The organism is Burkholderia sp. KBS0801 (genome assembly GCF_005937855.2).
Lineage (GTDB): Bacteria > Pseudomonadota > Gammaproteobacteria > Burkholderiales > Burkholderiaceae > Burkholderia > Burkholderia ambifaria.
Genome location: NZ_CP042177.1, coordinates 2,272,459 through 2,285,550, shown reverse-complemented (window position 1 = coordinate 2,285,550; position 13,092 = coordinate 2,272,459). Strand labels below are relative to the sequence as shown.

General features: G+C 67.9%; 12 protein-coding genes. 9 read left to right on the top strand and 3 right to left on the bottom strand.

Annotated features, from left to right (window positions below):
* Positions 1–42: 42 nt before the first annotated feature.
* The 7 genes from FFI87_RS10840 to ftsB all read left to right on the top strand — a co-directional run bounded on the left by FFI87_RS10840 (position 43) and on the right by ftsB (position 8,837).
* The gene (locus tag FFI87_RS10840) at positions 43–831 is read left to right on the top strand and encodes a TatD family hydrolase (protein WP_012364213.1); all 789 of its coding nucleotides are present in this window, start codon (positions 43–45) and stop codon (positions 829–831) included.
* A 57-nt stretch (positions 832–888) separates the two neighbouring features.
* Positions 889–3,390 (top strand): DNA internalization-related competence protein ComEC/Rec2, encoded by a 2,502-nt coding sequence (locus tag FFI87_RS10835; RefSeq protein WP_138847474.1) that lies wholly within the window; start codon positions 889–891, stop codon positions 3,388–3,390.
* Between the two features lie 22 nt (positions 3,391–3,412).
* A complete protein-coding gene (locus FFI87_RS10830) occupies positions 3,413–4,258 on the top strand; it encodes an alpha/beta fold hydrolase (protein WP_011657364.1) in 846 nt (281 codons plus the stop codon).
* Between the two features lie 172 nt (positions 4,259–4,430).
* Positions 4,431–6,089, top strand: a complete 1,659-nt coding sequence (locus tag FFI87_RS10825) for a CTP synthase (protein ID WP_012364210.1) — start codon at positions 4,431–4,433, stop codon at positions 6,087–6,089.
* Positions 6,086–6,940, top strand: a complete 855-nt coding sequence (gene kdsA / locus FFI87_RS10820) for a 3-deoxy-8-phosphooctulonate synthase (protein WP_126228151.1) — start codon at positions 6,086–6,088, stop codon at positions 6,938–6,940. Before FFI87_RS10825 ends, kdsA begins: the two co-directional genes overlap by 4 nt.
* A gap of 106 nt (positions 6,941–7,046) precedes the next feature.
* Positions 7,047–8,330, top strand: a complete 1,284-nt coding sequence (gene eno / locus FFI87_RS10815) for a phosphopyruvate hydratase (RefSeq protein ID WP_006751590.1) — start codon at positions 7,047–7,049, stop codon at positions 8,328–8,330.
* A gap of 81 nt (positions 8,331–8,411) precedes the next feature.
* Positions 8,412–8,837 carry a cell division protein FtsB gene (gene ftsB, locus FFI87_RS10810; protein WP_012364208.1) on the top strand — a complete coding sequence of 142 codons (426 nt, stop codon included), beginning with the start codon at positions 8,412–8,414 and terminating at the stop codon, positions 8,835–8,837.
* Between the two features lie 106 nt (positions 8,838–8,943).
* Here ftsB and FFI87_RS10805 read toward each other — a convergent pair whose 3' ends face one another.
* The 3 genes from FFI87_RS10805 to FFI87_RS10795 all read right to left on the bottom strand — a co-directional run bounded on the left by FFI87_RS10805 (position 8,944) and on the right by FFI87_RS10795 (position 10,929).
* Positions 8,944–9,294: a hypothetical protein gene (locus FFI87_RS10805; protein ID WP_138847475.1), complete on the bottom strand. Its 351-nt coding sequence runs from the start codon at positions 9,292–9,294 to the stop codon at positions 8,944–8,946.
* Between the two features lie 135 nt (positions 9,295–9,429).
* The gene (gene hslO / locus FFI87_RS10800; protein WP_138847476.1) at positions 9,430–10,380 is read right to left on the bottom strand and encodes an Hsp33 family molecular chaperone HslO; all 951 of its coding nucleotides are present in this window, start codon (positions 10,378–10,380) and stop codon (positions 9,430–9,432) included.
* Between the two features lie 24 nt (positions 10,381–10,404).
* Entirely contained in the window at positions 10,405–10,929 is a 525-nt protein-coding gene (locus FFI87_RS10795) for a gamma carbonic anhydrase family protein (RefSeq protein WP_006761906.1), read from the bottom strand.
* A 156-nt stretch (positions 10,930–11,085) separates the two neighbouring features.
* Here FFI87_RS10795 and FFI87_RS10790 point away from each other — a divergent pair, with 156 nt between their 5' ends.
* Together FFI87_RS10790 and FFI87_RS10785 are read left to right on the top strand one after the other, a co-directional pair.
* Entirely contained in the window at positions 11,086–11,937 is an 852-nt protein-coding gene (locus FFI87_RS10790; protein ID WP_138847477.1) for a ferritin-like domain-containing protein, read from the top strand.
* Positions 11,938–12,151: 214 nt separating this feature from the next.
* Positions 12,152–13,042, top strand: coding sequence for an alpha/beta fold hydrolase (locus tag FFI87_RS10785; RefSeq protein ID WP_012364204.1), 891 nt, complete (start codon positions 12,152–12,154; stop codon positions 13,040–13,042).
* The last annotated feature ends 50 nt before the right edge of the window (positions 13,043–13,092 follow it).

Below are 13,092 nucleotides of genomic sequence, written 5' to 3'. Positions count from 1 at the left end.
GGGTGAGTCCCGGCGGCGCGGCGAGTGCGCAGGAAAACCGCCATGTGGATCGATACGCATTGCCATCTCGACGCCGGCGAATTCGATGCCGACCGCGACGCGGTCGCCGAGGCGGCGCGCACGGCCGGCGTGTCGCGCATTGTGATCCCGAGCGTCGGGCGCGACAATTTCACGACGGTGCGCGAACTCGCGCAGCGCACGCCCGGTGCGGCCTATGCGCTCGGCATCCACCCGATGTTTACGCCGCAGGCGCACGACGCCGATCTCGACCGGCTGCGCATGGAGATCGAGGCGAGCCTCGACGATCCGCGCTTCGTCGCGATCGGCGAGATCGGTCTCGACTACTTCGTGCCGGGGCTCGATGAAGAACGGCAGCAATTCTTCTATCAGGGGCAACTGAAGCTCGCGCGCGAATTCGACCTGCCGGTGCTGTGCCACGTACGCAAGTCGCAGGACCGCGTGCTCGCCGGGTTGCGTCGCTTCGGTGTGCGGCGCGGCATCGCGCATGCGTTCAACGGCAGCTTTCAGCAGGCCGATGCGTATCTCGCGCAGGGGCTGCACCTCGGCTTCGGCGGCAACGTGACGTTCGGACGCGCGTTGCAGATCCGCCGGCTCGCCACGCAGTTGCCGCTCGACGCGATCGTCGTCGAGACGGACGCGCCCGACATCGCGCCCGAGTGGGCGTACAAGTCCCGCAACACGCCCGGCCAGGTGCCGCGCATCGGCGCCGTGCTCGCCGAACTGCGCGGGATCGATGCTCACTCCTTGTGCCTATCCACAACGGCTAACGCGCTCGCCGCGCTGCCGCGCCTCGCACTTTCGTCCGCATAATCGTTGCCGGAAGGCGCCGCATCGATATCGGCGGCGCCGGGTCGACGAGGAGGCGCGATGCGGGTGGGGTGGATCGCGTTCGCGCTCGGCGTCGTCGTGCTGCAGCGGCAGGCGGCGTTGCCGGGCGCGAGCGGCTGGGTAATCGGGGCGGCGGTGCTGGCCGGTTGCGGCGCGCTGCTCGCATGGTGTGCGCGGCGCCGTCGAACCCGTGCGATCGTCGCGCTCCGGTGGATGCTGTGCGCAAGCGCCGCCTGTGCGATCGGATTCGGCTATGCGGCCGCGCGCGCCGAATGGCGGCTGCGTGACAGCCTGCCCGTCGAATGGGAAGGGCGCGACATCGCCGTCACGGGTGTGATCCGTGGGTTGCCGGTGATCGACGACACCGGCGCGCGACTGCTGTTGGCCGTCGAATCGAACGACGCGGGCGTCGCCCGTTTCCCGCCGGTGATCCGGTTGTCGTGGCGCACGTACGGCGCGCCCGCCGCACGCGATGCGATTCCCGATTTGCGCGCGGCGCAGCGCTGGCGTCTCGTCGTGCGGCTGAAGCGCCCGCATGCCGAGGCGAATCCCGGCGTGCGCGACAGCGAGGCGGCGTGGCTGGCTGCGGGCATTCGTGCGATCGGCTATGTCGTCGCGCCCGAGCGCGCGGAATTGCTCGACGCGCGTGCAGCAGGATGGCGCGCATCGATCGATCGGCTGCGCGACGCGCTGCGCACCCGTATCGGCGACGCGCTCGGCGATGGGCCCGACGACGCGCGCCATCGCGGCATCGTCACCGCGCTCGCGGTCGGTGATCAATCCGGTATCGGCGACGACGACTGGCGCGTGCTGCGCAATACGGGCACGAGCCATCTGGTCGCGATTTCGGGCCTGCACGTCGGGCTCGTCGGCGCGATCGCGGGCGGGATCGTGTCGATGGTCTGGCGGCGTCTGCGCTGGCGCGGACGTGCCGCGGTGCTCGTGATGCCGGCGCCCTACGTCGCTTCCATGGCGGCGCTGACGGCCGCCGCCGGCTATGCGGCGCTTGCCGGCTTCAACGTGCCGGCGCAGCGCGCGTGGTGGATGATCGCGGCCGGGGCGGCTGCCTATCTGGCCGGACGCAGCGTGCCGACTTCCGCGGTGTTGTGCGCGGCGCTCGGCGGCGTGCTGATCGCCGATCCGTGGGCGGTGCTGTCGGCCGGGTTCTGGCTGTCGTTCGGGGCGGTCGCCGTGATCCTGATGGCGGTGGCGGGCTGGCGCGCGGTGCGTGAATTCGACGGCGGCGACGACAGTGCGCCCGATGGCGCCGCCGCGGCCGATCGCTGGCGCCGGCCGCGCGCATGGTGCACGCGTGCAGGGCACCGGATCGCGGAGGCGACGCGCGTGCAGTACGCGGTGACGCTCGGCCTCGCGCCGCTCACGGCCGCGTGGTTCGCGCAGATCTCGGTATCGGGCCCGCTCGGCAATGCGTTCGCGATTCCGTGGGTCAGTTCCGTCGTGACGCCGATCGTCCTCGCCGGTATCGGGTTGCCCGCGCCGTTGGACGCATATGCATTCCGGCTCGCGCATGCGGCGCTCGAACCGATGATGGCGCTGCTCCGGCACCTCGCAGACTGGCCGGCCGGCGTGTTCTGGCTGCGCATGCCGGACTGGCCGGTGCTGGTGCTGGCATGCGTGGGTGTCGGGTGGGCATTGATGCCGCGCGGCTGGCCGCTGCGCTGGGCGGCGCCGCTCACATGGCTGCCACTGGTCGCACCGGCGCCCGATGCGCCGCCGCCGGGCGGTTTCCGGCTGACCGTGCTCGACGTCGGGCAGGGCGCGTCGGTGCTGGTCGAGACCGCGCGCCGGACCCTGCTGTTCGATGCGGGGCCGGGTGCGGAGTCGACCCATGCCGGCACGCGGATCGTTGCGCCGGCGTTGCGCGCACGCGGAATCCGGACCATCGATTCGCTGGTGCTCAGCCATGCGGACGCCGATCACGCGGGCGGCGCGGCGGCCGTCTATGCGGCGGCCGAGGTCCGCCAGCTGCTCGCCGGCATTGCGCCGCAACACCGGCTGTGGCGCGACGCGCAGGCGGCCGGCGTGGCCGATCGGCTGCCGTGCGCGGCCGGGCAGCGGTGGATTTGGGACGGTGTCGTCTTCACGATGCTGTGGCCGCCCGGCGTCGCAGGCGCCGGCCCGTCGAACGAGCAATCGTGTGTGTTGCGCATCGACGCGGGCGGCACGTCGGCACTGCTGACGGGCGACATCGAGGCGCGCGCCGAACGGCGATTGGTGGCCGACGCGCGCGACGCACTGGCCGCGCAGATCCTCGTCGTTCCGCATCACGGCAGCCGCACGTCGTCGGTCGAGCCTTTCCTCGATTCGGTCGAGCCGCGCGTCGCGGTATTTCCTGTAGGCTATCGCAATCGCTTCGGGCATCCGCACCGGACGGTCCTCGCGCGCTACGAGGCGCGCGGGATTCCGCTGCCGCGCACCGATCGCGACGGGGCCGTGCGGTTCGACGTCGCGCCGGCGGGCGGCGGGTTCGCGTTCGAGCGTTATCGCGATGAGCAGCGACGGTACTGGATGGACCGGTGACCGACAAAGGAGACATTGGCGTTTGAAGGACATCATCCACTTCTCGCATGCGAACGGTTTTCCGGCGTCGACGTACCGGACGATCTTCGCCGAGCTGGCAGACGACTACGAGCTGCGCTACATCGAACGCATCGGTCACGATCGTCGCTACCCGGTGACGCGCGACTGGCCGCATCTCGTCGAACAGCTGCTCGACGACATCGGCGGCCGCTACGAGCGCCCGGTCTGGCTCGTCGGCCATTCGCTCGGCGGCTACCTGTCGCTGATGGCCGCGCTGAAAAAGCCGCACTGGGTGCGCGGCGTGGTGATGATCGATTCGCCGATCATCGCGGGCTGGCGCGCCGGCGCGCTGCGCGCGAGCCAGTGGGCCGGGCTCGACGAGCGGCTGTCGCCGGCGGCCGCGACCCGCAACCGGCGTACGCGCTGGACGAGCCGCGACGAAGTCTGGCGGCACTTCCACGAGAAACCGGCGTTCGCCCGCTGGGACGAACGGATGCTGTCTGACTACATCGACTACGGCATCCCGCAGGCGGGCGCCGACGGCGAACGCGCGCTCGCGTTCGACCGCCAGGTCGAATACCTGATCTACCGGACCTTGCCGCACACGCTCGGCCCGCGGCTCGCGCACGGCGCGCCGGTGCCGCTCGGCTTTCTCGCCGGCACGCGCTCGCGCGAAGTGCGGCAGGTCGGGCTCGATGCGACGCGTCGCGCGGCGCGCGGGCGCATCGAATGGCTCGAGGGCAGCCACCTGTTCCCGATGGAGCGGCCGATCGAGACGGCCCGCGCATTGCAGCGGATGCTGAATTCGCTGAAGGCGGCGGAGGGCGGCGTGCCGCGCGACAGCGTGGCGCTCGCGAAGCGCGCCTGACGCAGTCCGGTGCACTGCCGTTGCACATGCGCGGTGCACCGACCGGCCGGTCGGTTCGCGTCTGCCCGCACGGCCGGTGCGGCACGGCGCGAAGGGGCGCGATCATCGCGCCAATTGCTGAGAGAAGGGCGGGCTTTACGGTATAATCCGTTTTTCCCGCGAGCATCCAGCGATGACCAAATATGTTTTCGTCACCGGCGGCGTAGTTTCTTCCCTCGGCAAGGGTATTGCCGCCGCCTCTCTCGCCGCGATCCTTGAATCGCGCGGTCTGAAAGTCACCCTCCTCAAACTCGATCCCTACATCAACGTCGACCCCGGCACGATGAGCCCGTTCCAGCACGGCGAAGTGTTCGTGACGGAAGACGGAGCGGAGACCGACCTCGACCTCGGCCACTATGAGCGCTTCATCAGCACGAAGATGCGCAAGGCCAACAACTTCACGACCGGCCAGATCTACGAATCGGTGATCCGCAAGGAACGCCGCGGCGACTATCTCGGCAAGACCGTGCAGGTGATCCCGCACATCACGAACGAAATCCAGGCGTTCATCGAGCGCGGGGCGGCATCGGCCACCTGCGGCGAGCCGGACGTCGCGATCGTCGAGATCGGCGGTACCGTCGGCGACATCGAGTCGCTGCCGTTCCTCGAAGCCGCGCGCCAGATGAGCCTGCGCCTCGGCCGCAACAGCGCGTGCTTCGTGCACCTGACGCTCGTGCCGTACGTCGCGACGGCCGGCGAGCTGAAGACGAAGCCGACCCAGCACAGCGTGCAGAAGCTGCGCGAGATCGGCATCCTGCCGCACGTGCTGCTGTGCCGTGCGGATCGCCGCATCCCCGACGACGAATCGAAGAAGATCTCGATGTTCTCCAACGTGCCGGAAGACGCCGTGATTTCGGTGTGGGACGCCGACAGCATCTACAAGATTCCGCAGATGCTGCACGACCAGGGCCTCGACCGGATCATCTGCGAGGAGCTGAAGCTGTCGCCGAAGGACGCCGACCTGAGCATGTGGTCGGAGCTCGTCGAGAAGCTGGAAAACCCGAAGCACGAAGTCACGATCGGCATGGTCGGCAAGTATGTCGATCTGACCGAGTCGTACAAGTCGCTGATCGAGGCACTGCGCCACGCATCGCTGCATACGTCGACCAGGGTCAACATCGAATACATCGACTCGGAAGAGATCGAGACGAACGGTGTCGACAGCCTGAAGCACCTGGATGCGGTGCTCGTTCCGGGCGGTTTCGGCCGTCGCGGCACGGAAGGCAAGATCGCGGCGATCCGCTACGCGCGCGAGTCGAAGGTGCCGTACCTCGGCATCTGTCTCGGCATGCAGCTCGCGGTGATCGAATTCGCACGCGACGTCGTCGGCCTGAAACAGGCGAACAGCACGGAATTCGATCCGGAAACGCCGGAACGCGTGGTCGCGCTGATCACCGAGTGGTACGACCGCGACGGCAAGGTCGAGACGCGCACCGAAGAGTCGGATCTCGGCGGCACGATGCGCCTCGGCTCGCAGCGCTGCCCGATCAAGCCGGGCACGATGGCCGAAGAGATCTACGGCAAGGACGTGAACGAGCGCCATCGCCACCGTTATGAAGTCAATAACCGCTTCGTGCCCCAGCTCGAAGCCGGCGGCCTTATCATCAGCGCCCGTACCCCGAGCGAGGATCTGCCGGAAATGATGGAGCTGCCGCGTTCGATGCACCCGTGGTTCGTCGGCGTCCAGTTCCACCCGGAATTCACGTCGACGCCGCGTGACGGCCATCCGCTGTTCAAATCGTTCGTCGAAGCCGCGCTCGCCAACAAGCAAGCGCGCGGAGTGAAAGCATGAAGCTGTGCGATTTCGAGGTCGGTCTCGACCAGCCTTTCTTCCTGATCGCGGGTACCTGCGTCGTCGAATCGGAGCAAATGACGATCGACACGGCGGGCCGCCTGAAGGAAATCTGCGCGAAGCTGAACGTGCCGTTCATCTACAAGTCGTCCTATGACAAGGCGAACCGCAGCTCGGGCAAGTCGTTTCGTGGCCTCGGAATGGACGAGGGCCTGCGGATCCTCGGCGAGGTGAAGCGCCAGCTCGGCCTGCCGGTGCTGACCGACGTGCATTCGATCGACGAGATCGAGCAGGTCGCGTCGGTCGTCGACGTGCTGCAGACGCCCGCGTTCCTGTGCCGCCAGACCGACTTCATCCATGCGTGCGCGCGCTCGGGCAAGCCCGTCAACATCAAGAAGGGCCAGTTCCTCGCACCGCACGACATGAAGAACGTGATCGACAAGGCGCGCGAAGCGGCGCGTGAAGCCGGTCTGTCGGAAGACCGCTTCATGGCGTGCGAGCGCGGCGTCTCGTTCGGCTACAACAACCTCGTGTCCGACATGCGTTCGCTCGCGATCATGCGGGAGACGAGCGCGCCGGTCGTGTTCGACGCGACCCACTCGGTGCAGCTGCCGGGCGGGCAGGGCACGAGCTCGGGCGGCCAGCGCGAATTCGTGCCGGTGCTCGCGCGTGCCGCGGTCGCGACGGGCGTCGCGGGCCTGTTCATGGAAACGCACCCGAATCCGGCCGAAGCGAAGTCGGATGGCCCGAACGCGGTGCCGCTGAACCGGATGGGCGCGTTGCTGGAGACCCTCGTCACGCTCGACCAGGCGGTGAAGCGCCATCCGTTCCTGGAAAACGATTTCAACTAAAGATCGAATGAACCTTGCGGCGGCTTCGCGCGTCTGTAGCGAAAGCGGTTTCGGCACGCGTGTCGTCGCAGTTTGAAGAATCCATCGTCATTCTCAGAGGAAACCCATGAGTGCAATCGTAGATATCATCGGCCGCGAGATTCTGGATTCGCGCGGCAACCCCACCGTCGAATGCGACGTGCTGCTCGAATCGGGCACGATGGGCCGCGCGGCGGTGCCGTCGGGCGCGTCCACCGGCTCGCGTGAAGCGATCGAACTGCGTGACGGCGAAGCCGGCCGCTACAACGGCAAGGGCGTGCTGAAGGCGGTCGAGCACATCAACACCGAAATCTCCGAAGCCATCATGGGCCTCGACGCGTCGGAACAGGCGTTCCTCGACAAGACCCTGCTCGAGCTGGACGGCACCGACAACAAGTCGCGCCTCGGCGCGAACGCGATGCTGGCCGTGTCGATGGCCGTCGCGAAGGCAGCGGCCGAAGAAGCCGGCCTGCCGCTGTACCGCTACTTCGGCGGCTCGGGCGCGATGCAGCTGCCGGTCCCGATGATGAACATCGTCAACGGCGGCGCGCACGCGAACAACAGCCTCGACATCCAGGAATTCATGATCGTCCCGGTCAGCCAGCCGACGTTCCGTGAAGCCCTGCGTTGCGGCGCGGAAGTGTTCCACGCGCTGAAGAAGATCCTGAGCGACCGCGGCATGAGCACGGCAGTCGGCGACGAAGGCGGCTTCGCACCGAACTTCGGCAGCAACGACGAATGCCTGTCGACGATCCTGCAGGCGATCGAGAAGGCCGGCTACCGTGCGGGCGAAGACGTCCTCCTTGCCCTCGACTGCGCGGCCTCCGAGTTCTACCACGACGGCAAGTACCAGCTCGCCGGCGAAGGCCTGCAACTGTCGTCGGCCGAATTCACCGACTACCTCGCGACGCTCGCCGACAAGTTCCCGATCGTGTCGATCGAGGACGGCATGCACGAAAGCGACTGGGAAGGCTGGAAGCTGCTGACCGAGCGCCTCGGCAAGAAGGTGCAGCTCGTCGGCGACGACCTGTTCGTCACGAACACGCGCATCCTGAAGGAAGGCATCGAGAAGGGCATCGCGAACTCGATCCTGATCAAGATCAACCAGATCGGTACGCTGACCGAAACGTTCGCGGCAATCGAAATGGCGAAGCGCGCGGGCTACACGGCCGTGATCTCGCACCGCTCGGGCGAAACGGAAGATTCGACGATCGCGGATATCGCGGTCGGCCTGAACGCCGGTCAGATCAAGACGGGTTCGCTGTCGCGCAGCGACCGCATCTCGAAGTACAACCAGCTGCTGCGTATCGAGGAAGATCTCGGCGATATCGCGAGCTACCCGGGCAAATCGGCTTTCTATAACCTGCGCTAACGCGTTACTATCGGGTTCGTCACCTCGACGCCGCTCCGTGCATTCGCGCGAAGCGGCGCTTCTTATATCTGCGTTTCCTACATGCGGCTTGTCACTGTCGTCCTGATTGCCTTGCTGGCGCTCATTCAGTACCCCCTATGGTGGGGACACGGCGGCTGGTTGCGGGTGCACGAATTGCGTCAGCAACTCGGCGATCAGCTGCAGAAGAACGCGGACGAGAAGCTGCGCAATGAACGGATCGCGGGGGAAGTGCAGGATCTGCAAAGCGGCACCGCGGCCATCGAGGAGCGTGGGCGCTACGAGATGGGCATGGTGAAGGACGGCGAAGTATTCGTGCAGTTCGTGTCGCCGAACACGCCGGCCGGGCCGCTGAACACCACGCCGTCGAACACGTCGACGCGCGGCGCCGTGTCCGCGGCGCCCGTGCGTGTCGTGCCGAACCCGCAGTCGATTGCAAAGCCGTCGCGGCATCACGGCGGCGAGAAGGGCAAGGCCGCGCATCACTGAGCACATCACTGAGCACGGCAGTCCGAACCATTGAAAAAGCGCGGGAAATGCCGCGCTTTTTTATTTCCTGCCGGTTTTCAATCGGGTCGATCGGCGCGTTCGCGCATCACCACCACCAGCCCGGATAGCCATAGCCGATGCCGGTGCCCCAGCGGTTTCCCCAGCCGCCGTAATAGCCGCCGTAGACCGTCACGGGCGGCGGCGCGTAATACGCCCACGCGCGCGCGGCTGCCTCGGCTGCCATGGCATCGTTCTGCTCGCGCAGCACCTGCCGGTCGATTTCGTCGTAGCGTTTGCGTTCCGCACTCGACAGCGCGGGCGGCTGGCCGCCCGATGCGCCCGGTTCGGGCAGGCGGCTGAGTATCGTCGACGAAGGCGGCTGCACCGCGCAGCCGGCGAGGGCCAGCGTGCCGGCGGCGACGCTGGTCAGGACGAAGGTGCGGAACGGGTGATTCATGTATCTCTCCAGCAGCGCGCCGACAGCGAGAAGCGGCTTGTGCCGAAGGCCGGGCCTGCGGCGACCGAGCCGTGCGTGCCACGCTCATGCGTCCATTATGCGCCCGCGCCCGCATCGCGCGCACGGGCGCGCGGCTCAGTGACGCTGGCCGGCCGCGGGCGTGATGCCGGTCGCGAGTTCCGGCGCGGCGAACAACTGCGCGACGTCGACGGGGTCGAACTCGTAGCGCTGGTTGCAGAACTCGCAGTGAATCTCGACGTGACCGCGCTCGACGATCACGCTGTCGACTTCATCGCGACCGAGCATGCGCAGCATCGCGCCGACCTTCTCGCGCGAGCACGAGCACTGGAAGCGCGTTCCGGCCGGTTCGAAGTGCTGCACGTTTTCCTGCCAGAAGAGCCGGCGGAACACGACTTCCGGCTCGACCTCGAGCAGTTCCTTCGCGGACAGCGTGCCGCCGAGCGTGCACACACGCTCCCAGGTATCGATGTCCGTCTCGGCGTTGCGCGGCACGATGCCGCCGTCGCCCGGCAGCTTCTGCAGCAGCATGCCGACCGCGCGGTCGCGATCGGCCGCGAGCCACAGCCGCGTGTCGAGCTGCTCCGAGTGATGCATGTAGTGCTCGAGCACCTGCGACACCGATTCGAGCGGACCGTCGACGCCGTTCAGCGGCACGATGCCCTGGTACGGCTGCTGGCCCGGCAGCTTCTCGGCCGGGTCGAGCGTGATCACGCAGCGGCCGTGGCCGCTTGCGTTGACGAGCGACGCGAAGCGCGTGTCGTCGCCGATCGTCTGCGCCGCGTCGCCGGCGAACTTGGCCGTGGCGCGCATCGACAGGTCCGAGCTGCACTGGACGACCAGCATCTGGACCGGCCCGTCGCCGAAGATCTGCATGATCAGGGTGCCGTGAAATTTCAGGTTCGCGGACAGCAGCGCACACGCGGCCATCATCTCGCCGAGCACCGTGCGCACCGGAGCAGGGTAGTCACGGCGGGAAAGCACCTCTTGCCACGTGTTGCGCAGCGAGACGATCTCGCCGCGCACGGGTGCCGAATTGAACATGAATTTCTGTAACTGGTCGCTCACTCTTCTTCCTTGAAATCGCGCGAATCACCCGATCCGCACGAGTTGCTCCTTGAAATGCGCACGTCGCTCGACGTACGTCTTCGCATTGGCGCGCAGTCGCGCGATGTCGTCCGCCGACAGCTCGCGCACGACTTTCGCCGGGGCGCCGAGAATCAGCGAGTTGTCCGGGAACACCTTGCCTTCCGTCACGACCGCGCCTGCACCGACCAGACAGTTGCGGCCGATGACCGCACCATTCAAGACCACCGCCTGAATCCCGATCAGCGAACCTTCGCCGATCGTGCATCCGTGCAGCATTGCCTGGTGCCCGATCGTCACGTTTTCGGCGATCGTCAGCGGAAAACCGGGGTCGGTGTGCAGGACCGCGCCTTCCTGGACATTGCTGCCGGTGCCGACCGTGATCGTCTCGTTGTCGCCGCGAATCGTCGCGCCGAACCAGACGCTCGCGTTTTCCTCCAGCACGACCTTGCCGATGATGGCCGCCGTATCGGCGACGAATACGCTTTCGTGGATCGTCGGGGCCGTCTCGCCCAGTTTGTAGATCGTCACGGAGTCTCCTGGTCTCTTCGATGATGGGCGCCGGTAGAATGGCGCGTCTGGCGTGCCGGGCGCATTGCATTGCGTCCCGGCACAAACGCGTATTGTAAACCGTCGCGTGCATGCGCTCCCGCGACGCGCACGGATGGTGCCCCCGTTTTGACGAACATGGAGCCTTCTTCTTTCACCGCCGCGCCGCGCTGTGTGCGCCGCGCCGCGCTCGACGCGCTGCGGATGTCCGAGCCGGCCGCGAAGGCCGCGCAGGTCCGCGCGCTGTACGACGCACTGCCGGCCGGACAGGCCGCGATCGCGCCGGTGGTCGAGCTGGACGAGCCGGCCGACCTGCCGGGCCGCCCGGCGCGCCCGCCGCTCGTCGAGCCGCGTCAGCTCGAGCGTCGCAGCATGCGCTCGCCCGCGGGGCGCGCGGTGCTGCTGCATGCGCTCGCGCATATCGAATTCAATGCGATCAACCTCGCGCTCGATGCCGTGTGGCGTTTCGCCCGGATGCCGGACGCGTTCTATGCGGACTGGCTGAAGGTCGCGGCAGAGGAGGCTTATCACTTCACGCTGCTGTCCGACCGGCTGGCCGAGTTCGGGCATGCGTACGGCGATTTTCCCGCACACAACGGGCTGTGGGAGATGTGCGAGCGGACCAAGGCTGACGTGCTCGCGCGCATGGCGCTCGTGCCGCGCACGCTCGAGGCGCGCGGGCTCGACGCGTCGCCGCCGATCCGCGCGCGGCTCGTGCAGGCCGGCGACGACGCCTCCGCGGCGATTCTCGACGTGATCCTGCGCGACGAGATCGGCCATGTCGCGATCGGGAACCGCTGGTTCCGGCATTTGTGCGACGCGGCGGGCCGCGATCCGGTGTCTGCCTACCGCGAGCTGGCCGAGCAATACCATGCGCCGCGGCTGCGCGGTCCGTTCAATTTCGACGCGCGCCGCATCGCCGGCTTCGAGCAGGCGGAGCTGGACGAGCTCGCCGCGCAGGACGCGGCGGATGGCAAGGCGGCGGGTTAGGGCGGCTGCGGGCCGTCGGCTGTCGCGGTGCCGCGGTGCGAAAGCTGCCGCAGGCCGGCCGCACGAGCGTTCGGCGTCATGCCGCGCCCCTCCGACGCGCCGGTTGCGCGCGCCTCGGCCCCTCTATCGCTAGAGAGCGGCCTCGACTGCCGGTCGCCGGAACGCAAGCGCCACCGCTATAATCGAACGATCATTCTTTTTTCTGGCGGCTGCAATGAGTGCGTCGAGTTCTGTTTCCGATTTCGTCACGGTGCGCGGCGTCAAGCTGCATGTGCGGCGCTGGGGCCGGCCCGATGCGCCGACGCTGTTCATGCTGCACGGGTGGATGGACGTCGCGGCGTCGTTCCAGTTCGTCGTCGACGCGCTCGCGGGCGACTGGCAGGTGATCGCGCCTGATGCGCGCGGCTTCGGCCTGTCCGACTGGCCGGTCGCACGGCACGGCGGCGGTCATTACTGGTTCCACGAATATCTGGGCGATCTCGATGCGCTCGTCGATCACTATGCGCCGACCGGCGAAGTCAATCTGATCGGGCACAGCATGGGCGCGAACGTCGTGTGCCTGTACGCGGGCGCGCGGCCGGAGCGCGTGCGGCGCGTGGTCGACCTCGAAGGGTTCGGGCTCGCCCCCGCGCGGGCCGAGCAGGCGCCGCGCCGGCTGCGCGGCTGGCTCGACGAGCTGCGCGAGCCGCCGGTGCTGCGCCCGTACGCGTCGCTCGACGACGTGGCGGCCCGGCTGATCAAGACCAATCCGCGGCTCGAGCCGCGCCGCGCCGCGTTCCTTGCCGCACACTGGTCGAAGCGCGGCGACGACGGCCTCTACCACCTGCTCGCGGACCCCGCGCACAAGATGGCGGGCCCGACGTTGTACCGGCTCGACGAGGTGATGGCCGTCTGGAAGCAGGTGCGCGCGAAGGTGCTGCACGTCGAGGCCGTCGCTTCGCCGACGCTCGCGTACCTCGCGGGCGACATCCCGCTGCCGGAGTTCAAGGCGCGCTTCGGCGCGTTCCCGGACTGGCGCGAAAAGCTCGTCGAGGATGCGGGCCACATGGTGCACCACGACCAGCCGGAGCAGATCGCGGCGCTGATCGAGGCCTTCTGCGCGTAGGGCCGCGGCGGTATCGGCAGGGCAGGCGGGCGGCGGAATTGCCGCATTGC